Origin of the sequence: Micromonospora acroterricola, from assembly GCF_003172955.1 — a bacterium.
GTDB lineage: Bacteria > Actinomycetota > Actinomycetes > Mycobacteriales > Micromonosporaceae > Micromonospora > Micromonospora acroterricola.
In genome coordinates, this window is sequence record NZ_QGKR01000318.1 from 30,658 (window position 1) to 56,918 (window position 26,261).

Here is a 26,261-nt window from a genome sequence, read left to right on the forward strand (position 1 = left end):
GTCGATGCCGTGAGCAGCGCAGCCCCAACGGCCCCCGACGCCGCCCCTGAGCAGGCCTTCCGCCTCGCCGATCGGGTCAATCGCCGAGCCTGGGCCGTCCGGCTGCTGGCCGCCGTCCGCCGGCACCGGGCGGACCTGGTGGTCGCGCTGGTCTGCGCGGTTCTGGCCGGCTGGCTCACCCACGGGCTGTGGCCCGACCCGGCCGGCCGGACGCTGGCGCTCAACCCGGAGGACCAGACGCTCTACGAGTGGTTCCTGGCGGTCGACGCGCGGGCGCTGCTCGGCGACTTCAGCCTGCTCACCGATCGGCTCAACGCCCCTGACGGGGTGAACCTGATGGCCAACACCACGGTCATCGCACTCGGCATCGTCTTCGCGCCGGTCACCCTCCTGCTCGGCGCGCCGGTCACCTTCGCGCTGCTCGCCGCCGCGAACCTGGCCGGCACCGCCGTCGCCTGGTACCTGCTGTTCCACCGCACGATGCGCGCCCGCCGGCTCGCCGCCGCGCTCGGCGGAGGTCTGTGCGGGTTCGGCCCGGGCATGATCTCGCAGACCAACAGTCACCTGCACATGACCGCCCAGTGGCTGGTGCCGGTGATCGTCTGGCTGGTGGTCCGGCTGCTGCGCGCGTCCGACCCGGGGGCCACGCCGGCCGACCGTCCCCATCGTCCTCCCGCCGGGCCGGACCGGCGGCGCATGTTCAGCTCCGCCGCCGGGCTGGCCGCGGCGGTCATCGCGCAGGTCTTCATCGGCGAGGAGGTGCTCTTCCTCGCCGCCCTCACGCTGCTGGTGATGGCGGTCAGCTACGCCGTGGCGGACCGGGACCTCCTCCGGCGGGCGCTGCCCCACTTCGCCGGCGGGCTGGCGGTCGCCACCGGACTGGCCCTGCTGGTGCTCGGGTACCCGCTGTGGTTCCAGTTCGCCGGGCCGCAGGGGGTGGCCGACGGGATGTTCAGCCCGGACTACTTCTCGGCCGACCTGAGCAGTTGGTGGACGATCTCCCCGCTGTCGGTCGCCGGCAGCCCCGAGTCCGCCCGGTTGACCACCGGCCCGGCCGAGTACAACAGCTTCCTCGGTTGGCCGTTGCTGCTGGTCACCGCGGCCTGCGCGATCTGGGTCCGGGCGGGGCGGCGCCGGCTGGTGCTGGCCTGCGTGGTGGCGGCGCTGGCCATGGGCGCGCTCTCCCTCGGCCCGGAGGTGGTGCTCGGCGGCACCAGGACGGCCCTCCCCGGCCCGTACGCCCTGCTGGCCGGGCTGCCGGTGGTGGACGGCGCGCTGCCGATGCGGTTCGGCCTGGCGCTGCTCCCCATCATCGCGACGCTTCTGGTGCTGGCGGTCGACCGGGCACTGCGGAGCACCGGCCGGACCCGGCGGCTGGTGCCGCTGGCCGTCGTCGCGGCGCTGCTGCCGATCTTCCCGACCCCGCTGCCGACGGCCGAGCGGCCCGCCGTGCCGGAGTTCATCACCGGCGGGCATTGGCGGCAGTGCGTACGCCCCGGCGGGGTGCTGGTCCCCGTGCCGCTGCCCACCCCCAAGGAGCCGTGGCCGATGCGCTGGGCGGCCGCCGCCGACGCCGGCTTCGGTCTGCCCGAGGGCTTCTTCATCGGCCCGTACGGGCGGGGCGGCACCGCGGCGATGGGCACCTTCAAGCAGCCCACCTCCTCCCTGCTGGCGGACGTCGCCCGGCGCGGTGACCAGCCGGCCATCGGCGACGAGCAGCGCCGGCAGGCCGCCCGGGACGCCGACTTCTGGGGCGCCTCCTGCGTGGCGCTGGCCGACGACGCCCCACACGCCGACAGTCTCCGGGGGACGCTGGAGCAGCTCTACGGCCCGGGCACCCGCATCGCCGACGCCTGGACCTGGCGCGTCTGACCCCCATGTGAGAAAAGGGCCCCTTCCCGCCGTTTCCGGTGGGAAGGGGCCCTTTCTTACCGCTGGGTCAGACGCGGGGCGCGCCCACCGGCTGCGACGCCTCGACGAACTCCTCGCGCGGGTCGTGCAGCTGGCCCAGGGCGACGACCTCACGCTTGAGGAAGAACGCCAGCGACCAGTCCACCACCACCCGCACCTTGCGGTTGAACGACGGGATCCGGCTCATGTGGTACGTCCGGTGCATGAACCAGGCCGGCCAGCCGGTCATCTTGACGCCGTACACCTGGGCGACGCCCTTGTGCAGGCCGAGGCTGGCCACGCTGCCGACGTGCTTGTGCTTGTAGTTCACCGGCTCACGGCCCCGGATCACCGCCGCGATGTTGTCGGCCATCCGGGCGGCCTGGCGTACCGCGTGCTGCGCGCTCGGCGAGCAGAAGTTGCCCGGCTCCTTGGTCAGGTCCGGCACGGCGGCGCAGTCTCCGGCGCTCCACGCGCCCTCGACAACCCGGTCACCGTCGACCACCTGGAGAGTCGGCAGGCAGGTGACCCGCCGCCGGTCGTCGCGCGGGAAGTCGGTGGCGTCCAGCATCGGCGACGGCTTCACGCCGGCCGTCCAGACGATCGTGTCGGAGCGGAAGCTGTCGCCGTCGGAGAGCTTGACCACCCCGTCGACGCAGGACTCGAGCCGGGTGTCCAGCCGGATGTCCATGTTCCGCTTGAGCAGCTGCTGCACCGTGTAGGCGCCCATGTCCCGGTCGACCTCGGGCAGCACCCGCTGCGTGGCCTCCACCAGCACCCAGCGCATGTCCTCGGGCTTCAGCTCCGGGTAGTAGCGCATGGCGTCCCGGGCCATGTCCTCCATCTCGGCGAGCGCCTCGATGCCGGCGTACCCACCACCGACGAAGGTGAAGGTCAGCGCCGAACGGCGAACCTCGGGATCCGGGGTGACGGCAGCCACGTCCAGACGGTCCAGCACATGGTTGCGAAGGTAGATCGCCTCGCCGATGGTCTTGAACCCGATGCCCTGCTCGTGCAGGCCGGGGATCGGCAGCGTCCGGGACACCGAACCGGGCGCCACGATCACGTGGTCGTACGCGATCTCCCGGGCCGGGCCGACGATCGGCTGCACGGTGGCCACCTTGCGGTCGTGCTCGACACGAGTGACCGTGCCGGCCACCACCGTGCACCTCCGCAACTCACGCCGCAGCGGCACCACGGAGTGCCGCGGGGAGATGTTGCCCGCCGCCGCCTCGGGCAGGAACGGCTGGTACGTCATGTGCGGCTGGGGGTCCACCACGATGACCTCAGCCTCACGGGAGCTGAGCTTCTTCGACAGGCGCAGGGCCGCATAGAGACCGACGTGCCCGGCACCCACCACAAGGATCCGCTTCGGATTCACGTTATCTATCTTTCCCCGGCCGGCTCAGGTAATCCCGCTCGCGCCCCCCATCTGTGACGGAGCACAACCCCTGTGACCTGCGTAACCCTGCCGCCCCACCCGGCTACCTGCGCCGCAGCAGCCAGCCCAGCAACGCGGCGATCCCCACGGCCACGAGCAGACCGAGCACGGTGACCCACTGGTGGCCGCCCTCCCCGCCCAGGCCCGCGACCTGCAACAGCAGCACCCCCAGCACCGCGGTGCCCAGCAGCACCGCGCCCGCCCGCAGCAGCCAGCGGGTGATCAGCTCCGGGTCCAGCACCGCGTCGTAGGGCAGCAGCGCGGCCAGCGCGCAGAGGGTGTGCCCCAGGTAGAGCAGTGCCGCGAGGGCGAGCAGCCGCCACAGCGCCACCGGCCGGCCGTACCCGTCGGTGGCGAGCAGCCAGCCACCGACCGTGACCAGTGCCGCGAAGGTGGGCCAGACGCGGCGCGGCCCCACCGCGGGCAGCAGCGCCGCCACCGCGAGGAGAAACAGCGGCCGGCCGGTCAACACCTCGGCGGGGAACGCCAGCGCGAACCCGGCCAGCACGATTAGGAAGATTCCCGCCCGCACCAGGAGCGGCGCGAGACTGATCCGGGCGAGGGTGTCCTGGGCCGCCCTGACCCGCCCGGTGACAACGTCGATCATCGGTGCCCGCCTTCGTTCGCGACTGCGGCGCTCGCCAGCTCACTCCTCGCGCTCACCGGGCACCCACCCTCGGTGCCGTCGCCAGTCTCGCCACGTCCCGCAGGACCTGGTCCAGGCTGCCCGCACCGGCCCAGCGGACCACCGGAACCCCGTGCTCCCGGAGCTGCCCGATCATCGTCTCCCGGTCCAGCCGCCACAGCCGGTACGCCACCGGGGCCCAGCCCCCGTCCTTCGGCGGCGTCAGGTCGCTCGGCAGCGTGTCGACCGCCACCACGAACCGCCCGGCGCGGGCCAGCCGGGCCAGCATCTGCGCCGACTGCTCGTCCAGCAGCGGGGTGAGCACCACCACCAGCGCGTCCGAGGAGAGCAACTGCGGCCCGAAGACCTGGTCGTACGGCTCGTGCGGGGACGACTGGGCGCGAATGTCGAGCAGCCACTCCAGCACCGTCAGGTACTGCCGGCGACCGGCGGCCGCGCGCAGCCGACGCGCTCCCGGCCCGTACTCCAGCAGCGACACCCGGTCGCCCCGGTGCAGGTAGTGCTCGGCGATCGCGGCGGTGGCCCGCACGGTGGTGTCCAACACCGAGGCCGCACCGCCGACCCCGCCCGAGCGGCCGGCCTCGGCGAGCACGTCGAGCAGCACCACCACCTCGGCGTCCCGATCGGAGAGGGTGGCCGCCACGTGCAGCTGCCGGGCGCGCAGCGAGACACGCCAGTCGATGCGGCGCAGCCGGTCACCGGGCGCGAAGACCCGGACACCGGCCAGCTCGCCGCCCTCACCGGGCCGGCGGGAGTGGTGCGCCCCCACCAGGCCGGCGGCGCGGGGCATCGCCTCCACCGCCTCGAACGGTTCGGTGCGCGGATAGACCCGCATCCGGACCGGCTCCGTGATCACCGCCCGGGAGACCAGCAGGCCGCCCGCCGTGGCGACCCGGGCGCCGGCCGGACCGATCGGGTGCCGACCCCAGCGCAGGGCCTTGCCGGAAAGTTCCAGGTCCACCGCGGCGGCCCGGGGCACCGAGGTCACGAACGGCCGGTCGGCGACGGAACGGCGCGCGCCGCCGGTCGGCGACGGAACGGCGCCGGGCGTCGCCCCGTCGGCCGACCCGTCGTGACCGAAGCCGGCCCGCTCAATCCGCAGCCACGGAGAGACCCGGGACCGCAGCACCACCAGGTCGTAGTCGACGCTGTCCGGGTTACCGACGCTCACCGCCGCCGCGACCTCGCCACCCTCGACCAGCGGCCCGTCGTCACCGGGGGTGATCCAGACCTGCGGCAACGCGGAGGGCCGGCGGCGCAGCGCGTACGCGGTGCCGAGCGCGAACGGGGCGGCCAGCACGATCAGGTCGACCCGGCCCAGCAGCACCCCCGCCACCAACAGCAGGCCGGCGAGCAGCACCGCCCGCCCGAGCGCCCACGTGGGCGCCCAGCCGGCGGCCGGCTCCGGCTCGGCGGAACGCGGCACGGGCACGGTCGGTCCGGTCATCAGCGCCGGGGCCCGCCGGCGGCGTAGCTGGGCAGGGCGCCGCTGGCCGGGGCGGGAGTCGCCTCCAGCACCTCGCCGACCACGAACGCCGGGTCGACCCGGCGCAGCCACATCTCCGGGCGCAGGGTGATCCGGTGGGCCAGCGCGGGCGCCGCCACCTCCTTGACGTCCTCCGGCACCACGTAGTCCCGGCCGCCGAGCACCGCGCGGACCCGGGCCAGCAGCAGCAACGCCAGCGACCCACGCGGCGACGCGCCCACCAGCACCGAAGGGTGCTCCCGGGTGGCCGCCGTGAGCGCCACGATGTAGTGGCCGATCGAGTCCTCCACCACCACGTCCTCCAGGGCGGCCTGCATCGCCCGCAGCGTGGCCGCGTCGACCACCGGCTTGATCTCCGCCTCCTCGCGGCGGCGGCCCATCCGGCGGCGCAACACCTCCCACTCCTCGTCGTGCTCCGGGTAGCCGAAGGAGACCCGCAGCAGGAAGCGGTCCAGCTGCGCCTCCGGCAGCGGGTACGTGCCCTCGTACTCGATCGGGTTGGCGGTGGCCAGCACGTGGAACGGCTCGTCCAGCTTGTAGGTCACCCCCTCCACCGACACCTGCTTCTCCTGCATCGCCTCCAGCAGCGCGGACTGGGTCTTCGGGGGCGTCCGGTTGATCTCGTCGGCGAGGAGCAGGTTCGTGAAGACCGGGCCAGCCCGGAAGGTGAAGTCTCCGTTGCGCTGGTCGTAGAGGAACGAGCCGGTGACGTCGGCGGGAAGCAGGTCCGGGGTGAACTGGAGCCGACGGAAGTCCAGCCCGAGCGCCTGGGCGAAGGAACGCGCGGTGAGCGTCTTGCCGAGACCCGGCAGGTCCTCCAGCAGGACGTGGCCCCCGGCCAGGATGCCGGCGAGGACCAACTCCAACGCGTCCCGCTTGCCGACCACGACGGTGCCGACCGCGTCCAGCACCGCCCGGGCCAGACTGCCGACCTCTGCGGCGGGCATGCTCCGGTCCACGTCGTTCATCAGATCTTCTCCAGTTCGGCGACGATCACCGCGAGGTCGCGCGGCGACGGGGGGCGGCGAGGCGGGCTGTCCAGGAACGTCGACAGCCGGTCGCCCAGCAGGACACGGGCACGGGCCGGGTCCGACTCGCGGGTGACGCCGTGTTTCAGGCGCATCCGCTCGTCGGCCAACTCAGCGAGCCGGGGCAGGACGGTTCCGCTGAAGCGTTCGGGACGGGTCGTGGACCAGTCGAGCGGCCACTCCCAGCGGTTGATCGCGGTGCGCAACGCGTCCCGGGAGCCCCAGTTGTAGCTGCCGTCCTCCTCACCCGTCGCGACCCGGCCACCCGCCGGGGGCGGGGGTGGCGGCGCGACCAGGGCGGTGACCCGGCGGACCGCCAGAACGGCGAGCACCCCGGCGACCAGCACCGGCAGGGAAACCTTGAGGCCGACCGCGCGCAGCCCGGCGACCAGCACCGCGACCAGCGCGGCGGCGATCGCCAGCGAGCGCAGCACCGAGCCGACCCGACCGCCGCGCGAACGTGGGCCGGTCGGTGCCGGTTCCTCCTCGAAGGCGAGCAGGTCGTCGATGCTGGTGCTGCTCACGGTGCCAGCCTTGCTCGCGACTGCGGGGCTCGCAAACCCGGCTCACTCCTCGCGCTCACGGTGTCACCTCTGTTCGCGACTGCGGGGCTCGCAAACCCGGCTCACTCCTCGCGCTCACGGGTGTTCCCTCTGTTCGCGACTGCGGGGCTCGCAAACCCGGCTCACTCCTCGCGCTCACGGTGCCACCACCTCCTCCGAGGTCGGAGCCACCGCGGCCAGCTCGTGGCGCAGCCGGCGCAGCGCGGCCCGCGCCTGGTCACGGGTGCGCTCGTCGACGGGGCGGGTGGCGTACCGGGCCTCCCGGTAGACGTGCGCGAACTCGGCCAGCACGTCGGCGCTGACGATCGCCGGCACCCCGGCCGACGGGTCGCCCCGCAACAGCCGGGTGACCAGGTCGGTGGGGGTGTCGCCGGGCTGCCGGGCAACACCGGCCGTGGCGGCGGCCTCCTCCAGGCGCACCCAGCAGGCGATCACCGCGACCCGGGGATCGGTGTCCCGGTCGTCCAGCTCCACGAGACCGGCGTCGAGGGCGGCGACCACCTCACGAGCGGTGCCCTCGGCCGTACGCCGGGCTTTCTGCGCGGGCAGCGCCCGGGTCGTGCGGCGCACCGCGCCGCGAATGAGGATCCAGGCGAGGTAGCAGAACACGGTGAGGATGGCCAGCCCGAGCAGCACCACCGCCACGGTGGCGATCCACTGTGGAACGTGGGCCTGGGTGGCCTCGCCGGCGTCGCGTGGCTCCACCGGGATGGAGGGCGACGGCTGCGCCGTCGGGTACTCGGGGACCCACGGAACGTTCTCCGCGGCCGGCGGTATCCGGCTGGCCCCGATCGACGAGTGCGAGGAGGCCAGCGCGGCCCCGGCGAGCAGGGCGGCGACCGTGCCCACCGGCCACCAACGGCGGAGCAGGCCGAGCACCTGGCGCAGCACTCCCGGCTCGCCGGTCGGGTACGGCGTGGGCGGGCGCGTTCCGTCCGTCATGGCCACCGCCCCACGCAGTCTCAGTCCACTCCGGCCAGCTGCTTTGCCCAGCCGAAGACATCGTCCAGCATCTCTGGTGTCAGCCGCCCCGTGAAGGTGTTCTGCTGGCTGACGTGGTAGCAGCCGAGCAGATCCGGTGCGTCCGTGCCGGACCAGTGTGCCCCATGGCCGAACGCCGGTCGCGGGCTGGGCGGGCGCTGCCCGTACACCTGGCGCAGCACCGGCCACCACGCTGCCCAGGCGAACGCGCCCAGCGCTACCACGACGCGCAGGGTGGGCCGGATCAGCGTGACCTCACGGTGCAGCCAGGGTGCGCAGGTGTCCCGCTCGTCCGGGGTGGGTTTGTTGTCCGGCGGCGCGCAGCGTACGGCCGCGAAGATCCGGGTGTCCCGCACGGTCAGCCCGTCGTCGGCCGCGACGCTGGTCGGCTGGTTGGCCAGCCCGGCCCGGTGCAGGGCGGCGAAGAGCACGTCGCCGGAACGGTCACCGGTGAAGATCCGGCCGGTGCGGTTGCCGCCGTGCGCGGCGGGCGCCAACCCGAGGATGGCGATCCGCGCGTCGGCCGCGCCGAGGCCCGGGACCGGCCGACCCCAGTACGTCTGGTCGCGGAAGGCGGCTCGGCGGGTGCGGGCCACCTCCTCCCGCCACCCGACCAGTCGCGGGCAGGCGAAACAGTCGCTGACCCCGGCATCCAGGTCTGCCAGGTCGGTCGCCCGCGCGGCGCGGGCGACGACCTCGTGCGGGGTACGCGGCTCAGCCAAGCTTGGCCCGGAAGAGTTCCAGGGTGCGGGCCCAGGCGCTGGCGGCGGCGCGCTGGTCGAACGCCTCCGGCCGGTCGTCGTTGAAGAAGGCGTGCGACGTGCCGGGGTAGTCGTAGAGCTGGCAGGTGCCGCCAGCCTCCTCGATGGCCCGGCGGGCGGTCTGCACGCCCTCGACGGCCGACGTGCCGTCCTCTTCGGAGCAGTGGATGACGGCGGCCTTGCCCGCGTAGTCGACCCAGTCGGGGCGCATCGACTCCCAGGGCAGCACGGGATAGAAGCCCACGCTGGCGACGATGCGCTCGGAGATGGTGGCCGACCAGAGGGCCAGGCTGCCGCCGGCGCAGAAGCCCACCGCGCCGACCTTTCCGGTGACCTCCGGCCGCTCGGCGAGGTAGTCGGCGGCGCCGGCGATGTCCTTCGCCGCCTCGTCCATCCGCATCGCCATCAGCAGGCGCTGCGCCTCGTCGGGCTCACTGGTCGTCTCACCGTGGTAGAAGTCCGGGGCGAGTGCGACGAAGCCGGCCTCGGCGAACCGGTCCGCCACCGACCGGATGTGCGGGACCAGGCCCCACCACTCCTGGATGACGATGACGGCGGGGCTTGCCGCACCGCTGGCGGGTATCGCGAGATACCCCTCGCTCGTGCCCCCGTTGCTGCGGTAGCTCACCATCTCGCCCATCGGCCGTCCTCCTAGCGGTCAGTCATCGTTGGCTGGTCGCCCAGTGGTCCTACGTGCCGGTAGCCTGCCATGCCGCGCCGCCGCCGGGAAGACGCGGGAACAGTGGCATTCACCTCCCGTTCGCCGGGTGGTGACTCCGGGTACGCAGACGGCGGCGGGGGACGTTCCCCCCCCCCGCCGCCGTCGCTGTTGGTGCCCGGTCCGCTGGCGCTCCGGTCAGGCCTTCTTGGTCAGGCAGAGCAGGTAGCCCGTCTTGCCCGGGGCGATGCTGTAGAAGACGTACCCCTCGTCGCCCTCCTTGAGGAACTGGTCGCACGCCGTGCCGGCCTTGGCCTGCGCCTCGGTCTGCCCGTCCACCCGGCCGACCACGTTGTACGCCGCGTCGGTCGAGGTGCACTCGACGACCTTGGCGCCGTCGACCTCCTCCTCCTCGGTGCCGGTGACCTCGGGCAGCTCGGCGATGCAGTCACCGGCCTTGGCGGCGGCGGTCTCGTCCTTGTCCAGGAAGTTGCCGATCGTGGTGGCGAGACCGAACTTCAGACCCGCGACCACGACGATCGCCAGGATCGCGCCGACGATGCCGAGGGCCTTCTTTGCACCGGACTTCTTCGCCTCCGGCTCGGCCGGCGGCGGCGTCTCGACGGCCGGCTGGGACGGCGCGGCGTCGGGCGCGGGGGGCGGTGCGACCTGCTCTGACACGGGGGTTCCTTCCGAGGGGTTGATGAGCAGACGACACCGTAACGATCATTGATTTCTGGCGTCGTCCCGCTCGCCTCGTCCGTTCAGCTATTTCCCAGGCTTCTCCGCATGACGTGGTTCACACCCTCGTTCAGCCCGTCGCGGAGGGGCTCGGCACGCCGCTGGGCGTCGCGGTCGGGCCCACCGTGGGCTGACCGGTCGCCGTCCCGGTCGGCACCGGTGTCGTGGTCGGCTCGGGTGTCGTCGTCGGCTCCGGGCTCGTGGTGGGCGCCGTGGTGGGTGCGGCGGGCGGGACGGGCACGCCCGGGGCCCGCGGCCCGAAGGGCGCCTGGTCCGGGCAGTACGGGTACGGCCGCAGCAGCGGCTTGCCGTAGATGTCGGCCGGGTCCGCGCAGTCCGGATAGCCGAGCCGGATCGGGTCGCCGTTCTGGTCGAAGAGCCGGGCGTTCTCCACCAACCGACCCTCGCTGTCGTAGACGAAGACGTCCCGGACCTGCTCGTACTGGCTGTCGACCGCGGTCGGGCCGTAGCTGTAGTCGTCGTAGCGCATCCGGTCCTCCGCCTGGACCAGGGCGGCGAAGGCGAAGACGACGAGCACCACGCTGCCGGCGTGCAACGCCCAGCGCGGCCACCGGCGCAGCCGCGTGGAGCGACGACCGATCCAGATGGAGGCGAGCAGGAAACCGCCCAGCATGATCAGGCCGGCGAGCAGTTCGCCGCCGAACCGGGGCAGCAGACCGAAGCTGCCGCCGGTGGTGATCACCGTGACCAGCATGGCCGCCAGGTAGCCGCGCAGCACCCACCAGCCGGGCCGCAGCAGCCGGAGGAAGTCGCTGGCCGTCTCGTATCCCAGTGGCGGGCCGAGTCGGGTGTCGATCGTCCGCAGCCGGCCCCGGGCGCGTACCACCGCGGCGGCCACCCGCTGGTCCAGGTTGCGGCCGCTGGCCGGGGCGCCGGCTGCGGCGCGCAGCTCGGCGGCGTACGCCTCGGGCTCGCCCAGCCGCTCGACCAGCGTGCCGTGGGCCTCCGCGGCCACCTCGGCGAGGTGGTCGGGCAGGTCCTCGGTCAGTTCGTCGCGTCGGGCGGGCGGCAGGTCGGCCAGAGCCGCCCGGACCCGCGCCACGTAGTCGGTGATCTCCTGCTCCGTGACGGTCATGCCGCCAGCCCCCGATCGTCGAGCAGACTGTCCATGGTGGTGGCGAACGAGCGCCAGAGCTTGCCGGAGCGGGTCAACTGGTCACGCCCGGCGGCGTTGAGTGAGTAGTACTTGCGGTGCGGCCCGGATTCGCTCGGCACGACGTAGGTGGTGAGCAGGCCGGCGGCGAAGAGGCGGCGCAGCGTGCCGTAGACCGACGCGTCGCCGACCTCCTCCAGCCCGGCCTCCCGGAGGCGGCGCAGGATGTCGTAGCCGTAGCCGTCCTCCTCCCGGAGCACGGCCAGGACGGCGAGATCGAGCACGCCCTTCAGCAACTGTGTGGTGTCCACGCATTGCACACTAGTGCGCAATGCGAAGTAGCGTCAACGGAACCCGCCGACATCGCTGCCCCGCCCCACCCGTCGCGTCTCGGGCGCACCTCAGGGACAAGCGCCGCCTCCGCGACGCGCGAGGCAGCGCTTACCGGAATGTTGTCGCAGCGTCCGACGCGGTAGGTGCGGGACTACCGCAGACTCCAGGCGATGCCGTCGAGGATGTCGTGCTCGGAGGCGACCACCGACGGCATCCCGGCCCGCTCCATGATCACGCGGAGCACCAACGCGCCCGCGCCGATCACGTCGGCCCGACCCGGGTGCATCACCGGGATCGCCAACCGCTGCTCGCTGGTCCGGCTCAACAGGTCCGCGGTCACCTGGGCCACCGCCTCGTACGACACCCGGGCGTGGTGGATCCGCTCCGGGTCGTACTCCCGCAGGTCCTGGGCGATGGCGACGATGGTCGTGACCGACCCGGCGAGACCGACCAGGGTGGCCGCCTCCCGGCCGGGCACCACCGCGAGCGCCCGGTCCACCGCCGCGGCGATGTCGGCCTGCGCGGCGGCGATCTGCTCCGGCGTCGGCGGGTCGCCCGGCAGGTGTCGCTCGGTCATCCGGACGCAGCCGATGTCCACCGAGATCGCCGCGCGTACGCCGCCGGCCCGGTCACCGACCACGAACTCCGTGGAGCCGCCGCCGATGTCGACGACCAGCAACGGCTCCTTCGCGTCGGTGGGAAGGCCACGCACCGCGCCGGTGAAGGAGAGCCGCGCCTCCTCGTCACCACTGACCACCTCGGGCGCGACCCCGAGGGTGTGCTGCACCATCTCCGTGAAGTCGGCGGCGTTGGCCGCGTCCCGGGAGGCCGACGTCGCGCACATCCGCACCCGCTCCGCACCGAGCTTCTCGATGTCGGCGGCGTACGACGCCAGCGCCACCCGGGTCCGCTCGATCGCCTCCGGCGCCAGCCGGCCCGTCCGGTCCACGCCCTGCCCCAGCCGGACGATCTCCATCCGCCGGGTCACGTCGGTCAGCGGAGCCTGCGACCCGGCCGACTCCCCGGGCAGGTCGGCGACCAGCAGTCGGATCGAGTTGGTTCCGCAGTCGATGGCCGCCACACGCGTCGTCACGGCAGCAACCTTACGGCAGGGCGGGCGGTCGCCCCGCTGCCTGGCCGACGGAGGGCCACGCCGCGGAGGAGTATGGCATCGACGCCTCCGGGCCCGCACCCAGCAGGTGAGCACCGAGCGGTGTCAGCTGGTGCCGAACGGCGCCGCCGTCCCGTTCGCTGGCGATCAGCCCGGCCGACCGCAGCGCGGTGGCGTGCTCCGACGTCGAGGAGAGACTGATCCCGACGGCCCGGGCCAGCATCGTCGTGGTCAACTCGCCATCACCGGCGAGCCGGCGGAGCACCAGCGCCCGAGTGGTGCCGAGCAACCGCCCGAGGGAGTCGACCCCCGCGGAGGCGGCCGGGCGAGGCATCGGCGCCGGGTAGACGAGCAGGATCGGGCGACCCGGCTCCACCAGCACCCGGGGGCGGGGACCGGCCAACGGGGAGGGCAGCAGGATGAGCCCGTGCCCGGTGCCGGTCAACTCCCCGTGCCACCAGGTCCGCACCTCCAGTACCGGCTCCCGCCACCGGATCGCCGGATGCAGACCCTCGAGGAGGCCGGCCAGGCCGTGCCGCGCCAACCGCTGGCTGGCGCAGGTCACCTGCTGGCGGTGCGCTGCCACCAGATCGGGCCAGTGCGGTGCCAGGACGGCATCGAACCAGGTGCGAACGGCCCCGCCGAACAGGTCCAGCACCTCCGGGTCGGCCGCCGCGAACCGCCGCCGCAGCGGGCTGGGGGCCGCATCGGCGTACGACGCGGTGACCTCGGCCCGGACCCGCCGCGCCGGGGTGGCCCGGATCGCCTCGAGACCCGCCGCCACCGACTCCAGGCCGTCCCACGGGGTGACGAAATCCGGCAGACGCCCCCGGTCGGGCAGCAGGTGCCGCAGGATCGCGGTGGCGGCCTGGGCGGCGCCGTCAGCCTCGACAGCCGCTGCCCGCTCGGCCAGGGACGGCGCCATCACCGCGACCGTCGGATCACGCAGCCACTGCCCGGCCAGCAGCGCGGTCCCGACCGGGTGCAGCCGGTCGGCGAACCGCACCCGGCACAGGTCCGCCGCGCCGAGCTGGAGGTGAAGCATGGCCCAAGCCTGCCCGCCTTCGCCCTGAACCGAAAGGGTTGATCCGCACGTGGAACACCTCCAGGGTGGACGGCGGGTCGACGAGGGGGCGAGCGTGCGACGGACGATGGCGGTGTTGACGGACTCTGCCTGATCGTCGTGGTCGCGGCGCGCGGTGAGCGGGGGCGACCCTCGTCGACCCCGTCGCCCAACGCCTGGCGTCGAATCTGATCTGGGAGCTCTTCGCCAGCCACCCGCGCCGGCCCTGACTACAGCCGCAGCAGCATCCGCGTGTTGCCCAGCGTGTTCGGCTTGACCCGCTCCAGGTCCAGGAACTCCGCGACACCCTCGTCGTACGAACGCAGCAGCTGCTCGTACACCCGCTGCGGCACCGGCGCGCCGTCGATCGCCCGGAACCCGAACGAGGCGAAGAACCGGGTCTCGAAGGTGAGCACGAAGATGCGCGCCACGCCCAGCTCCCGGGCCGCGTCGATCAGCTCACCCACCAGGCGCTGCCCGATCCGCCGACCCCGGCAGGACGGATCCACCGCCACCGTACGGATCTCGGCCAGGTCCTCCCACATCACGTGCAGCGCGCCGCAGCCCACCACGGCGTCGTCCTCGGCCCGGACCGCCACCCGGAACTCCTGCACGTCCTCGTAGAGGGTGACGGTGGCCTTGCTCAGCAGCCGCCGGTCGTCGGTGTACGTGTCGACCAGCCGCCGGATGCCCCGCACGTCGCCCGTACGGGCCCGCCGCACCAGGATCTGGCCCTCGGCGACCGGCGCCGAGGACCCGGCGTCGGCGCTCACTCGCCCGCCGGCACGTCCACGCACGGGCCGGCCGTCCACCAGGGCTCGACCAGCTCCAGCGTCTCGTCGCCGAACGGGTTCACCCCGGGGCCCGCACCCAGCGCGTGCCCCAGGTGCACGTGCAGGCACTTCACCCGGCCCGGCATGCCGCCGGCCGAGATGCCGGCGATCTCCGGCACCTCGCCGATCGCCTCCCGGCGCGTGAGGTAGTCCTCGTGCGCCGCCCGGTAGTGGGCGGCCAGCTCGGGATCTGTCGACAGCCGGTCGGCCATCTCCTTCATCAACCCGGCCGACTCCAGCCGGCTGCACGCCGCGGTGGCCCGGGGGCAGGTCAGGTAGTACAGCGTCGGGAAGGGAGTGCCGTCGGCGAGGCGCGGCGTCGTCTCCACCACGTCCGGCAGGCCGCACGGGCAGCGGTGCGCCACCGCCCGGGTCCCCCGGGGCGTACGGCCGAGCTGCGCGCCCACCGCGGCCAGGTCGGCCTCGGTGGCCGGCGCACGGTGCGGCAGGGGTACGGAATCCGCCGCCGGCTCCGGCGGTGGTGCGACAGTCACGGTGCCATCTCTCCTGGTGCTGGTCGGTGGCTCACTTGCCCGGCTGCTGGCTGTCCGCCGCCTGGACGCTCGACCAGAGCGTGTCGTACCAGGTGACCGGCCCGGCCGGGGCGGCCGGCCCGGCCGGCTTCCCGGCGTCCCGGGCAGCGCCCTCCGGGTCGTGCAGCACCACCATCATCTTCTCGCCCGGCCGGCCCATGAAGAACCGTTCCCGGGCCTTGGTCTCGATGTACGCCGGGTCCTTCCAGTTGGCGGCCTCGGCGGCAAGTTTGGCGATCTCCTCTTCCTGCGCCGCCTGTGCCGCCTCCATCCGCTCGATGTCGGCCTGCTGGTCCAGGTAGACCCGGACCGGATAGGTGTAGGCCAGGGCGAGCGCGATCAGCACCGCGAACAGGACGGTGGCCCGGCCCGTGAGGCCACGGGGGTGGGGTGCGGCGAGACGCTTGACGGCGCCACCGGCGGCGGTACGCCGGGCCGCGGCCGGACGGTTCGCGGAGCGGACCCCCTCGGCGCCCCGGGCCGCGCCCGGCGCCCGACCCGCGGCGCCCCGCGGCTCGGCGCGTACGCCGGTCTCCCGGACCGATCCCCGCGTGGCCCGCCCACCACCCGGCCGGCCGGACTGACCCGGCCGGCGGGCGGGACGCTGACCACCCGGTGTGCGGCGCTGCTGCATCGTCACACCCCTCCCCCGAGGCTCGCCGGTCTCAGGCCGAACGGTAGCGCGGGAACGCGCCGGCGCCGGCGTAGCGCGCCGCGTCGGCCAGCTCCTCCTCGATCCGGAGCAGCTGGTTGTACTTCGCGACCCGGTCCGAGCGGGCCGGCGCGCCGGTCTTGATCTGACCGCAGCCGGTGGCCACCGCCAGGTCGGCGATCGTGGTGTCCTCGGTCTCGCCGGAACGGTGGCTCATCATGCACTTGAAGCCGGCCCGGTGGGCCAGGTCCACCGCGTCCAGCGTCTCGGTCAGCGAACCGATCTGGTTGACCTTCACCAGGACCGCGTTCGCCGCCTTCTCCGCGATGCCGCGGGCGATGCGCTGCGGGTTGGTCACGAAGAGGTCGTCACCGACGATCTGCACCCGGTCGCCGATCGAGGCGGTCAGCGTCTGCCAGCCGGTCCAGTCGTCCTCCGCCAGCGGGTCCTCGATCGACACGATCGGGTACTCGTCGGCCAGCTTGGTGTAGTAGGTGCTCATCTCCTCGGCGGACTTCGGGGTGCCCTCGAAGGTGTAGGTGCCGTTGTCGAAGAACTCCGTCGCCGCCACGTCGAGCGCGAACACGATGTCGGTCCCGAGCCGGTAGCCGGCCTTCTCGACCGCCTCGGCGATCAGGTCCAGCGCGGCGGCGTTGGTCGGCAGGTTCGGCGCGAAGCCACCCTCGTCGCCCAGCCCGGTCGACAGGCCCTTCTTCTTCAACACCGACTTCAGCGCGTGGTAGACCTCCGCGCCGGAGCGCAGCGCCTCACGGAAGGTGGGCGCGCCGATCGGCGCGACCATGAACTCCTGGATGTCGACGTTGGAGTCGGCGTGCGCACCACCATTGAGGATGTTCATCATCGGCACCGGCAGGAGGTGCGCGTTCGGGCCGCCCAGGTAGCGGAAGAGGCTCAGCTCCGCGCTGCCGGCGGCGGCCTTCGCCACCGCGAGGGAGACGCCGAGGATGGCGTTGGCGCCCAGCTCCGACTTGCTGTCGGTGCCGTCGATGTCGAGCATCTTCCGGTCGATCAGGCGCTGCTCGCTGGCCTCGTACCCGATGATCTGGTCGACGATCCTGTCTTCGACGTTGGAGACCGCCTTCTCCACGCCCTTGCCCTGGTAGCGGTCGTCGTCACCGTCGCGCAGCTCGATCGCCTCGAAGGCGCCGGTGGAGGCGCCGGAGGGCACGGCGGCGCGGGCCACCGTGCCGTCGTCCAGGCCGACCTCGACCTCGACCGTCGGGTTGCCCCGCGAGTCGAGAATCTCCCGGGCGACGATTCCCTCGATGGTTGCCACTGAGTCGCTCCTCGTTGTTGTTATCCGGTCCGTGGGTGGGCCGCGACGGTGCGGCTGAGGCAGGTGTTGAACGCAGCGTATCGGGCCGCAGGAACGGGCACGGCGTCGCCCGCGCACCCGAGTCGCCCCGCGCTGACGGACATTCCCGGATTTCCCGGCCTCAACCGGCAACGGGTTTGCGCTGCGCGGACCCGATCGACCAGGCTGGTCGCCATGCCCGCCGCCTCGACCACCCTCCGCATGCTCGCCGTGTCGGTCATCGCGTCGCTCACGGTCACCGGCTGTCAGACATTCGAGGACGCCGGACGCGCCATGGGCCGCTCCGACCTCGTCAACGACCTCGCCGCCCGGCTCGACCGGGCGCTCGAGCTGACCTACTCGGCCGAGTACCAGCTCCCGGGCGGGGAACGCGCCGAGATCGTGCAGGCGCAGGATCCGACCCGCTCCGCGTACACCTACCCCGGTGGGCGGCTCACCGTCACCCCGGAGGCGGTCACCCGGTGCACGGCGGCCGGTGGCCGTACGGCGTGCACGCTGGTGACGCCGCCGACCCCGGGCACCAAGCCCACCGTGGCGCTCTTCGCCGAGGCGAACCGGCAGGGCCTCGTCACCCCGCCGGTGGTGGTCGGGATGCTGACCGCCGCCGCGCTCGACCCGCAGGCGGTCATCAAGCAGAGCGACACCAGCGTCGCCGGTCGACACGCCACCTGCGTCGAGGTGCAGCGGTCGGACGGCGACTTCACCGCCTGCGTGACCACCGAGGGTGTGCTCGGCAGCTTCACCGGGCCGGTCGACGGCAAGCCGGCCGAGCTGGCGCTGAGCCGCTACTCCGACACCGTGGAGCAGGACGCGTTCGACCCGCCCGCCGGCGCCGGCGTGGTGGACCGCCGGCCGGGCGGCTCGTGACCGGCCCGGCCGCCGGGAGCGCACCCGCCGCGCAGCGCGCCGGTTTCCAGCCGGGCGCCGACCTCGGCCGCCCACCCGTGCCCAGCGACCTCGCCCTGCCGGTGGTCGGCGCAAAGCTGCTGACCAACGCCGACGGGACGGTGGCCCGGGTCGGCGACCTGCCCGCCGACACCCGCTGGGTCCCGCTGGGCACCCTCGACGGCGTGCCCGCGTGGGCCACCGACCTGGCCACGGCCGACGAGGTCCCCGGCCGGGCACGCGGCTGGGCGTCGCTCGCCGCCGAGGTGCCCGAACCGCTCGCCACGCTGGCCGGCCGGGCGTTGGCCGTCGTCACCTGGCGGCGTACCCACCGGTGGTGCGGCGCCTGCCGGGCCGAGCTGACCGACCAGCCCGGCGAGACCTCCCGCCGCTGCCCCGACTGCGGCCTGTACGTCCCGATGCAGCTCTCCGCCGCGGTGCTGGTGGCGATCACCCGACCCGCCCCGGCCCATGGCCCCGACGAGCTGCTGCTGGTCCGGCACGCCACCGGCCCGACCGGGCTGTGGGCACTGGTGGCCGGCTTCGTCGAGGCCGGCGAGACGCTGGAGGCGGCCGTGCACCGGGAGGTCGGCGAGGAGGTCGGGCTGCGCATCGACCGGCCGGCCTACTTCGGCAGCCAGCCGTGGGCCATCTCCGGCCCCGGGGTGCTGCTCGCCGGCTTCACCGCCCGCGCCGCCGACCCGCACGCCGAGCCGGTGGTCGACGGCCGGGAGCTGACCCAGGCCCGCTGGTTCGGCCTGGACGCGCTGCCGGCGGAACTGCCGCCCGCGTACTCCATCTCGCGCTGGCTGATCGACGCGACGGTGACCGCCGCACGACGGTGACCCGCATGTCAGGCCGGGTGGCGCGCGGGCGTTCCTCAGACGTCCAGCAAGGTGCGCAGATGGCGCGGGGGCGGGCAGTCGTGGGCGAGCATCGCGTCGTGCCAGTCGCGCACCGACACCCCGTCGGGGCGGGCGGCGGCGATCTCCGCCACCTCGCTGTACCCGACGAAGTAGGTGGAGAGCTGGGTGGACGTGAGCAGCGACCGGCGCCACTTGCCGGCCGCCTCACCCTCCTCCTGGAAGCCGCGACCGGTCATCAGCGCCATCGCCTCGGCCTCGGGCAGGCCCTCGGCGTGCACCAGCTGATCGAGCAGCGCGTTGATGGTCATCCGTAGCTGCATCTTGAGCTGCTGCAACCGCACCGGCAGGCCACCGAAGCCGAGCCCGGCCATCAGCTCCTCGGCGTACACGGCCCAGCCCTCGATGAACGGGCCGGACTCGGCCAGCGCCCGGACCCGGGTGCCGCCGACATAGCGGCGGGCGTGGGCGAGCTGGAGGAAGTGCCCGGGCATCGCCTCGTGCACGGTCAGGTTGCGGATCATGTGGTCGTTGTACTCGCGGTAGAACGACTCGACCCGGTGCGCGGGCCACTCCGTCGGGGTGGGCGCGATGCAGTAGAAGGTCGGCAGGGCCGCGGTCTCCAGCGGGCCGGGCGAGTCGCAGTACGCCACCGCGACGCCCCGGGCGAACTCCGGCATCTCCTGGATCACGCACCGGTCGTCGACCAGGCTGACCAGGTCGTGCGCCCGGACGAAGTCGGTCGCCTCGTCCAGGGTGACCCCGGCCAGCTCGACGATGGTCGCGTCGTCCGGGTGCTCGGCGGCGAGCACGTCCAGCGCCCGGCGGACCGCCGCGTCGTCGGCCGGGCCGCCGACCAGCTCGACCGCCGCCTCGCGGATCTCCGCGGTGACCCGGTCCAGGTTGGCCCAGGCGCGGCGCTGGATCTCGGCGGCGCCCAGCTCGGTGTCGAGGGTGTGCCAGAGCCGGGCCTCCCAGCGGCGACGACCCAGCCGGGGGTCACGACCGGGACCGGCGTCGGCGGCCAGGCCGATGCGCAGCCAGGCGACGAACTCCTCCAGTGCGGCGATCGCCGCGGTGGCCGCCGGCTCCACCCGGTCGAGGCTGCCGGGGGCCTGGGCGAGCAGCGGCGGCAGCTCGTCGCGGATCAGCGCGGCCGTGCCGGTGAACTGCCCGACCGCCGTCTCCGCATGGATCCGCGGCATGTCCCGCAGCGTCGCGCGAGCCGTCGCCAGCGCGTCCGGTACGGCCGCGAGCCGGCCGGCCAGGTCTGTCAGCCGGACCTCGACCGGGGCGTACGGACGGGCCAACAACGGGTGCAGCAGCGGGCCGGGGTTGTGGTGCAGCGGGTCCCACTCGTGCGACCGGATCTCGGTCAGCTCGAACAGCTCCCGGTCCACGAAGGAGGTGAGCAGAGCGTGGTCCACCTGCTCCTCGACGTCGAGCGAGTCGGGATCCAGTTCGGACAGCGCGTTCGCCGCATCGGAGAGCATGGCCCGGTCGGCCGCCAGTGCGTCGGCCGACAGATCCGGCAGGCGGTCGTCGTACCGGTGGTCCCCGGCCGCGGTCGCGACCCCGGGCCGCGACTCCAGCAACGCCTCGACGACCCGCTCCGCCAGAACCCCAAACGCTTCCACCCCCCGACCCTACCGACCGCCCCTCGGCCAGCCGTGTTGATCAAGAGGTTTGCGTCAGGATCCGGCCCGGAGGTGACGCAGACCTCTTGATCAACGTCATTCGGCGGGCGGGGTGGCGCGCTCGGCGGCGCGGACCGCCTCGGCGTACGCCAGGGTCGCGCGGCGGAGGGCGGCCTCCGGGTTCAGGTCGGCCTGGCGGGCCGCCGCGACCGTGGCCAGGAGGCTGGCGCCGAGCCTCGCCTCCGGGTCCACCTGGGAGTCCGCCAGCGGCGGCGGGACGGCCAGCCCCACCCGGGCGGCGCGGTCCAGGATCGTCGCCGCAAGGGCGAGCGCGGGCTGGCTCAGCGCCACCCCGTCCAGCACCGATTCGCGCGCCTTCTCGGCCCGCTTGATCCGCTCCCAGTTGGCGGTGATCTCCTCCAGCGTGCCCGCCTCCGCGCCGGCGAAGACGTGCGGATTGCGTCGGATCATCTTGTCGACCAGGCCACCCGCCACGTCGTCGACGTTCCACCGCTCGCCCTCGGGCAGCTCCTCTGCGAGCCGGGCGTGCAGCACCACCTGGAGCAGCACGTCACCCAGCTCCTCGCGCAGCGCGTCGGTGTCCCCGGCGCTGATCGCGTCGTACGCCTCGTAGCTCTCCTCCAGCAGGTAACCGGCGAGGCTGCGGTGCGTCTGCGCCCGCTTCCACGGGTCGCCGCCCGGTGAGGCCAGCCGGTCCATGACAGCCACCGCGTCCAGCAAACGGGCACCCGGCGGGTCCCACGAGCCGTACATCAACTCCAGCTCGGCCAACCCCGGCTCGCGGGCCAGCCGCAGACCCAGCTCCCGGGCCAGCGACTCGTCGCCCGCCGGCCCGGCCAGCCAGACCGCCGCCCCGTGCGCCGCCACCGCGTCCAGCAGCGGCTGCGCCGCCGGGCCGTCCACCACGGTGACCTCGGCGCCCGCCTGGCGCACGGCCGTGGTCAGCTCGCTCTCCGCGCCGGTCAGCACCGGGTGCTGGCGTACGACATCCCAGGCCGCGGAGGTCAGCAGGCCGGCCGGCAGCCGGGGCGACGTGACCAGCAGGACGATCCGTGCCGTCATGCTCAGCTGGCCGTGCCCTCGGCCTCCGGGGCCGCGCTCGACGGCAGCGGCTCCGGCGTGGAGATGTCGGTGACCGAACCGTGCTCGTTGATGTACGGCAGCGAGTAGAAGACCAGGGACTGGCCGGTGCTCACCACCGACGGCACCCCGACCGCCTGGTAGCGCGGGTTGACGGAGACGTCGACCTTGGTCGCCTCCTCGCCCAGCGCGGTGCTGAGCGCGGTCGCGGCGCGGACGAAGCCACCGTCACCGAACGCCTGGCGGACCTCGGCCACCGACAGCCCGCCCTTGATCGCCCCGGTCTTCTCCAGGGCGTGGTAGACGGCCATCATCGAGTCGTCGCTCAGCTCCGCCGGCGGAAGCTGCTGGTTGAGCACCTGGAGCAGGTCGATCCAGTCGCCCCAGAGCTTGGCGTACTCGGTGCTGGCCGGCACCCGCAGGTTCTGCTCGAGCTGCTGCGGGGTGACCTCGTCGGGCACCTGGAGGTTCTTCCCCGCCGCCACGCGCCTGCCCAGCTCCAGGCTGACCAGCAGGTTCACCACGTCCTGGCGGGTGACGGCGGAGCGCAACTGCTCCGGCGCGGGCGTCGCGCCCGCCTGACCGGCCTCCTGCCGGACCGCCTCGCCGTACTTCGCCTGCACGTCGTCGTAGATCGCATCCACCCGGTCCACGGAGAACGTGGTGTCACCGACGTACGCGGCGACGTTCGGGGCGGACTTTCCGCAGGCGGCGAGGGAGAGGACACCCAGAGCCGCGACGCTGGCGGCGGCGATCAGACGGCGAGCACGCATGCCCGTCACTCTCTCATGCCCTCTCCCGTGCTGTGACGGCCCCCACCTCACCCGGCCGCGCCGACCAGCGGAGCGGGGGCGCCCAGCACGTCGGAGAGCAGTTGGGCGCACCACTCCAGCAACGCCTGGTCGCGCAGCGGCTCGCCGCCGACCCGACGGGTGCTCGGCCGGGGCACGCTCACCTGGTCGGTGGCCAGCTTGTAGACCGCGTCCGGGTGGTAGCGCTTGAGCCGCAGCTGCTTCGAGTCGGGCAGCGGCAGCGGCCCGAACCGGACGTGCTTGCCCTGCATGGACACGTCGGCCAGGCCGTACCGGCGGGCCAGCAGACGGAAACGGGCCACCGCCACCAGGTTCTGCACCGGGGCCGGCGGCTCCCCGTACCGGTCGGTCATCTCGGCGACCACCTCGCGCAGCCGCTCCTCGTCGCGCGCCTCGGCGAGCTTGCGGTACATCTCCAGGCGCAACCGTTCCACGCTCACGTAGTCGTGCGGCAGGTGCGCGTCGACCGGCAGGTCGATCTTGACGTCGGCCTCCTCCTCCGGCCGCTCGCCCTTGAACGCGGAGACCGCCTCGCCGACCATCCGCACGTACAGGTCGAAGCCGACGCCCTCGATGTGCCCCGACTGTTCGCCGCCGAGCAGGTTGCCGGCGCCCCGGATCTCCAGGTCCTTCATCGCCACGTACATGCCGGCGCCCAGCTCCGTGTGCTGGGCGATCGTGGCCAGCCGCTCGTGGGCGTGCTCGGTGAGCGGCTTCTCCGGCGGGTAGAGGAAGTACGCGTACGCCCGCTCCCGGCCCCGGCCGACCCGGCCACGGATCTGGTGCAGCTGAGCCAGGCCGAGCAGGTCGGCCCGTTCCACGATCAGGGTGTTGGCGTTGGGGATGTCGATGCCGGACTCCACGATCGTGGTGCAGACCAGGACGTCGAACTCCTTCTCCCAGAAGCCGACCATGACCTTCTCCAGGGCTTCCTCGCCCATCTGGCCGTGCGCCACCGCGACCCGCGCCTCGGGCACCAGCTCCCGCAACCGCCGGGCCGCCCGGTCGATCGACTCGACCCGGTTGTGCAGGTAGAAGACCTGCCCGTCGCGCAGCAGCTCCCGGTGGATCGACGCGGCGACCTGCCGGTCGTCCTGCGCGCCGACGAAGGTGAGCACCGGGTGCCGCTCCTCCGGCGGGGTGGCGATGGTGGACATCTCCCGGATGCCGGTGATCGCCATCTCCAGGGTGCGCGGGATCGGGGTGGCCGACATGCTCAGCACGTCCACCGAGGCGCGCAACGTCTTCAGGTGCTCCTTGTGCTCGACACCGAAACGCTGCTCCTCGTCGACGACCACCAGACCCAGCTGCTTGAACCGGGTGGCGGTCTGAAGCAGCCGGTGGGTGCCGATGACGATGTCGACGGTGCCGTCGGCGACCATCTCCAGCGTCCGCTCGGTCTCCTTCGGGGTCTGGAACCGGGACAGCTGCCGGATCTCCACCGGGAACTGGCCCATCCGCTCGGCGAACGTGTTGTAGTGCTGCTGCACCAGCAGCGTGGTGGGCACCAGCACCGCCACCTGCTTGCCGTCCTGCACCGCCTTGAACGCCGCCCGGACCGCGATCTCGGTCTTGCCGTAGCCGACGTCACCGCAGATCAACCGGTCCATCGGAACGGTCTGCTCCATGTCCCGCTTGACCTCGTCGATCGCCGCGAGCTGGTCCGGCGTCTCCTGCCAGGGGAAGGCGTCCTCCAACTCACGCTGCCACGGCGTGTCCGGGCCGAACGAGTGGCCCTTGGACGCCTTCCGGGCGGCGTAGAGCTGGATGAGCTGCGCGGCGATCTCCCGAACCGCCTTGCGGGCCCGGGCCTTGGACTTCTGCCAGTCCGAGCCGCCCATCTTGTGCAGGGTCGGCTGCTCGCCGCCCACGTAACGGGAGAGCTGGTCGAGCTGGTCGGTGGGGACGAAGAGCCGGTCACCGGGCTGGCCGCGCTTGCTGGCCGCGTACTCGATGACCAGGTACTCCCGGCTGGCGCCGTTGACGGTGCGCTGCACCAGCTCGACGTACCGGCCGATGCCGTGCTGCTCGTGCACCACGAAGTCGCCGGCCTTGAGCTCCAGCGGGTCGATGGTGTTGCGACGCCGGCTCGGCATCTTGCGCATGTCCCGCGTCGAGGTGCCCCGACCGCCGGTCACGTCGTTGCCGGTGAGCAGCACGAAACGGGATGCCTCATCGACGAACCCGCTGCCCAGCGCACCGCAGGTCACCACCAGCTCGCCCGGGACGGGCGCGGTCGGCACCTCCTCGACGAGGCGGGCGCCCAGCCCGGCGTCGCGCAGCACCTCCACCGCGCGCTGGGCGGGGCCGTGCCCCTCGAAGACCAGCGCGATCGACCAGCCCTCGCCGGCCCAGCGCTTGAGATCGTCGACCACCCGGGCGGTCTCGCCGTGGTAGAGCGGAGCCGGCTGGGCGGAAAGGGTCACCGCGATGGCATCGTCCGGGGTGACGACGGCCTGCTCCGGCGCGTCCTCCCAGGGCTGCCGCGTGTCGGCGGCCTCCGCCTCGACCAAGCCGAACGGGGACAGCGTCCACCACGGCTGGCCGAGCTTGCCGGCGGTGGCGCGCACCTCGGCCAGGGTGCGGAAGGCGGCGGCGCCGACGTCCACCGGGGCCTGGCCCCCGACCGCGGCGGCGGCCCAACTGGCCTGGAGGAACTCCTCCGAGGTACGCACCAGGTCGTGCGCCCGGGTGCGGATGCGCTCCGGGTCGCACAGCAGCACGTGGGTGCCGGCCGGCATGGCGTCCAGCAGCAGCTCCAGCGAGTCGGGGCCGACCAGCACCGGCGCCAGCGACTCCATGCCCTCCACCGGGATGCCCTCGGCCAGCTTGTCCAGGATCTCGGCCAACTCGGGGTGCTGCTCGGCCAGCGCGGCGGCCCGCTCGCGGACCGACGGGGTGAGCAGCAACTCCCGGCAGGGCGGCGCCCAGAGCAGCGGAACCTGCTCGATGGTGCGCTGGTCGGCGACGGCGAAGGTGCGGATCTCCTCCACCTCGTCGCCCCAGAACTCGACCCGGGACGGGTGCTCGTCGGTGGGCGGGAAGACGTCCAGGATGCCGCCGCGCACCGCGAACTCGCCACGCTTGGTGACCAGGTCGACCCGGGCGTACGCCATGTCGATCAGCCGGCGGGCGACCTCCTCCAGGTCGGCCTCCTCGCCCGCGGCGAGCTGCACCGGCTCCAGGTCGCCGAGCCCCTTGAGCTGCGGTTGCAGCAGCGAACGGACCGGGGCCACGACCACCCGCAACGGCCCGGTGCTGCCGTGCGCGTCGGACGACTCGGGGTGCGCCAGCCGGCGCAGCACGGCCAGTCGCCGGCCGACGGTGTCCGAACGCGGGGAGAGCCGCTCGTGCGGCAGCGTCTCCCAGGAGGGGAAGACCACCACCTGCTCCGCCGGCAGCAGCCCGCCCAACGCCGCGGCCAGGTCGTCGGCCTCGCGGGTGGTGGCGGTCACCGCCAGCACGGGCCGCCCCGCCCCGCCACCGGAACCATCCGGGTCGGCGGCGACGGCGGCCACCGCGAACGGCCGCAGCGCCGGTGGGGCGGTGATGTCGAGGCCGTCGACCTGCGCGGCACCGGAGCGCGCCAGGTCACGCGCCCGGGCCAGCCCGGGGTCGGCCAGGGCGGCGGAGAACAGACCGGTGAGCATGTGATCACTTCCAGGGGAGTCGACGCACACGACGGCTGCCCCTCGTCCGGTCGGACGGGGGGTGCACGACAACCAGCCTATCCCCGTCCACCGACACCCACCCCGTCCCCGGCCAGGTCCGAAGCGCGGCCGCGGCGTCCGGA

24 protein-coding genes are annotated in these 26,261 nt (G+C 73.4%); 3 read left to right on the forward strand and 21 right to left on the reverse strand.

Translation table 11 applies throughout. The features are described from left to right. Window positions 1-9: 9 nt before the first annotated feature. Entirely contained in the window at window positions 10-1,872 is a 1,863-nt protein-coding gene (locus DKT68_RS27510) for a hypothetical protein (protein WP_109820290.1), read from the forward strand. A gap of 67 nt (window positions 1,873-1,939) precedes the next feature. Here the strand turns inward: DKT68_RS27510 and DKT68_RS27515 are convergent, their stop codons facing one another. The 17 genes from DKT68_RS27515 to eno all read right to left on the reverse strand — a co-directional run bounded on the left by DKT68_RS27515 (window position 1,940) and on the right by eno (window position 17,131). After that, window positions 1,940-3,271 (reverse strand): NAD(P)/FAD-dependent oxidoreductase, encoded by a 1,332-nt coding sequence (locus DKT68_RS27515; RefSeq protein WP_109820291.1) that lies wholly within the window; start codon window positions 3,269-3,271, stop codon window positions 1,940-1,942. A gap of 103 nt (window positions 3,272-3,374) precedes the next feature. Further along, window positions 3,375-3,938: a hypothetical protein gene (locus DKT68_RS27520; RefSeq protein WP_109820292.1), complete on the reverse strand. Its 564-nt coding sequence runs from the start codon at window positions 3,936-3,938 to the stop codon at window positions 3,375-3,377. A 52-nt stretch (window positions 3,939-3,990) separates the two neighbouring features. Further along, window positions 3,991-5,424: a DUF58 domain-containing protein gene (locus tag DKT68_RS27525; RefSeq protein ID WP_109820293.1), complete on the reverse strand. Its 1,434-nt coding sequence runs from the start codon at window positions 5,422-5,424 to the stop codon at window positions 3,991-3,993. After that, on the reverse strand, window positions 5,424-6,431 hold the full coding sequence (locus DKT68_RS27530; RefSeq protein ID WP_109820294.1) for an AAA family ATPase: 1,008 nt from the start codon (window positions 6,429-6,431) through the stop codon (window positions 5,424-5,426). The genes DKT68_RS27525 and DKT68_RS27530 overlap by 1 nt, the downstream gene beginning before the upstream one ends. Next, window positions 6,431-7,015, reverse strand: a complete 585-nt coding sequence (locus DKT68_RS27535) for a hypothetical protein (RefSeq protein ID WP_109820295.1) — start codon at window positions 7,013-7,015, stop codon at window positions 6,431-6,433. Before DKT68_RS27535 ends, DKT68_RS27530 begins: the two co-directional genes overlap by 1 nt. 174 nt (window positions 7,016-7,189) lie before the next feature. Then, window positions 7,190-7,996, reverse strand: a complete 807-nt coding sequence (locus DKT68_RS27540; protein ID WP_109820296.1) for a DUF4129 domain-containing protein — start codon at window positions 7,994-7,996, stop codon at window positions 7,190-7,192. 20 nt (window positions 7,997-8,016) lie between these two features. Further along, window positions 8,017-8,757, reverse strand: coding sequence for a uracil-DNA glycosylase (locus tag DKT68_RS27545; RefSeq protein WP_109820297.1), 741 nt, complete (start codon window positions 8,755-8,757; stop codon window positions 8,017-8,019). Beyond that, the gene (locus tag DKT68_RS27550; RefSeq protein ID WP_109820298.1) at window positions 8,750-9,436 is read right to left on the reverse strand and encodes a dienelactone hydrolase family protein; all 687 of its coding nucleotides are present in this window, start codon (window positions 9,434-9,436) and stop codon (window positions 8,750-8,752) included. The genes DKT68_RS27545 and DKT68_RS27550 overlap by 8 nt, the downstream gene beginning before the upstream one ends. Window positions 9,437-9,652: 216 nt before the next feature. Then, window positions 9,653-10,135 (reverse strand): LppU/SCO3897 family protein, encoded by a 483-nt coding sequence (locus tag DKT68_RS27555; RefSeq protein ID WP_109820299.1) that lies wholly within the window; start codon window positions 10,133-10,135, stop codon window positions 9,653-9,655. 130 nt (window positions 10,136-10,265) lie between these two features. Further along, on the reverse strand, window positions 10,266-11,291 hold the full coding sequence (locus DKT68_RS27560; RefSeq protein ID WP_109820300.1) for an HAAS signaling domain-containing protein: 1,026 nt from the start codon (window positions 11,289-11,291) through the stop codon (window positions 10,266-10,268). Continuing rightward, window positions 11,288-11,620: a PadR family transcriptional regulator gene (locus tag DKT68_RS27565; protein WP_109820301.1), complete on the reverse strand. Its 333-nt coding sequence runs from the start codon at window positions 11,618-11,620 to the stop codon at window positions 11,288-11,290. Before DKT68_RS27565 ends, DKT68_RS27560 begins: the two co-directional genes overlap by 4 nt. Window positions 11,621-11,793: 173 nt before the next feature. Further along, window positions 11,794-12,723 carry a Ppx/GppA phosphatase family protein gene (locus DKT68_RS27570; RefSeq protein ID WP_109820302.1) on the reverse strand — a complete coding sequence of 310 codons (930 nt, stop codon included), beginning with the start codon at window positions 12,721-12,723 and terminating at the stop codon, window positions 11,794-11,796. A 22-nt stretch (window positions 12,724-12,745) separates the two neighbouring features. Continuing rightward, window positions 12,746-13,798: an ArsR/SmtB family transcription factor gene (locus DKT68_RS27575; RefSeq protein ID WP_109820303.1), complete on the reverse strand. Its 1,053-nt coding sequence runs from the start codon at window positions 13,796-13,798 to the stop codon at window positions 12,746-12,748. 248 nt (window positions 13,799-14,046) lie between these two features. Then, window positions 14,047-14,589 (reverse strand): amino-acid N-acetyltransferase, encoded by a 543-nt coding sequence (locus DKT68_RS27580; protein WP_109820304.1) that lies wholly within the window; start codon window positions 14,587-14,589, stop codon window positions 14,047-14,049. Then, window positions 14,586-15,143 (reverse strand): DUF501 domain-containing protein, encoded by a 558-nt coding sequence (locus DKT68_RS27585; RefSeq protein ID WP_109820305.1) that lies wholly within the window; start codon window positions 15,141-15,143, stop codon window positions 14,586-14,588. Before DKT68_RS27585 ends, DKT68_RS27580 begins: the two co-directional genes overlap by 4 nt. Window positions 15,144-15,174: 31 nt before the next feature. Next, the gene (locus DKT68_RS27590) at window positions 15,175-15,816 is read right to left on the reverse strand and encodes an FtsB family cell division protein (protein ID WP_109820306.1); all 642 of its coding nucleotides are present in this window, start codon (window positions 15,814-15,816) and stop codon (window positions 15,175-15,177) included. Window positions 15,817-15,847: 31 nt separating this feature from the next. Further along, window positions 15,848-17,131, reverse strand: coding sequence for a phosphopyruvate hydratase (gene eno, locus DKT68_RS27595; protein WP_109820307.1), 1,284 nt, complete (start codon window positions 17,129-17,131; stop codon window positions 15,848-15,850). A 213-nt stretch (window positions 17,132-17,344) separates the two neighbouring features. On the opposite strand from eno, the gene DKT68_RS27600 reads away from it, so the two are divergent. Both DKT68_RS27600 and nudC read left to right on the forward strand, forming a co-directional pair. Further along, on the forward strand, window positions 17,345-18,037 hold the full coding sequence (locus tag DKT68_RS27600; RefSeq protein ID WP_109820308.1) for a hypothetical protein: 693 nt from the start codon (window positions 17,345-17,347) through the stop codon (window positions 18,035-18,037). Further along, on the forward strand, window positions 18,034-18,900 hold the full coding sequence (gene nudC / locus DKT68_RS27605) for an NAD(+) diphosphatase (RefSeq protein ID WP_109820309.1): 867 nt from the start codon (window positions 18,034-18,036) through the stop codon (window positions 18,898-18,900). Before DKT68_RS27600 ends, nudC begins: the two co-directional genes overlap by 4 nt. Before the next feature lie 35 nt (window positions 18,901-18,935). On the opposite strand, the gene DKT68_RS27610 is transcribed toward nudC, so the two are convergent. From DKT68_RS27610 to mfd, 4 genes are all read right to left on the reverse strand, one after another. Continuing rightward, window positions 18,936-20,555: a DUF885 domain-containing protein gene (locus tag DKT68_RS27610; RefSeq protein ID WP_109820310.1), complete on the reverse strand. Its 1,620-nt coding sequence runs from the start codon at window positions 20,553-20,555 to the stop codon at window positions 18,936-18,938. A gap of 96 nt (window positions 20,556-20,651) precedes the next feature. After that, window positions 20,652-21,638 (reverse strand): nucleoside triphosphate pyrophosphohydrolase, encoded by a 987-nt coding sequence (locus DKT68_RS27615; protein ID WP_109820311.1) that lies wholly within the window; start codon window positions 21,636-21,638, stop codon window positions 20,652-20,654. Between the two features lie 2 nt (window positions 21,639-21,640). Next, window positions 21,641-22,429 carry a SurA N-terminal domain-containing protein gene (locus tag DKT68_RS27620; RefSeq protein WP_109820312.1) on the reverse strand — a complete coding sequence of 263 codons (789 nt, stop codon included), beginning with the start codon at window positions 22,427-22,429 and terminating at the stop codon, window positions 21,641-21,643. A 47-nt stretch (window positions 22,430-22,476) separates the two neighbouring features. Next, window positions 22,477-26,118 (reverse strand): transcription-repair coupling factor, encoded by a 3,642-nt coding sequence (gene mfd / locus DKT68_RS27625; protein ID WP_109820313.1) that lies wholly within the window; start codon window positions 26,116-26,118, stop codon window positions 22,477-22,479. Between the last annotated feature and the right edge of the window lie 143 nt (window positions 26,119-26,261).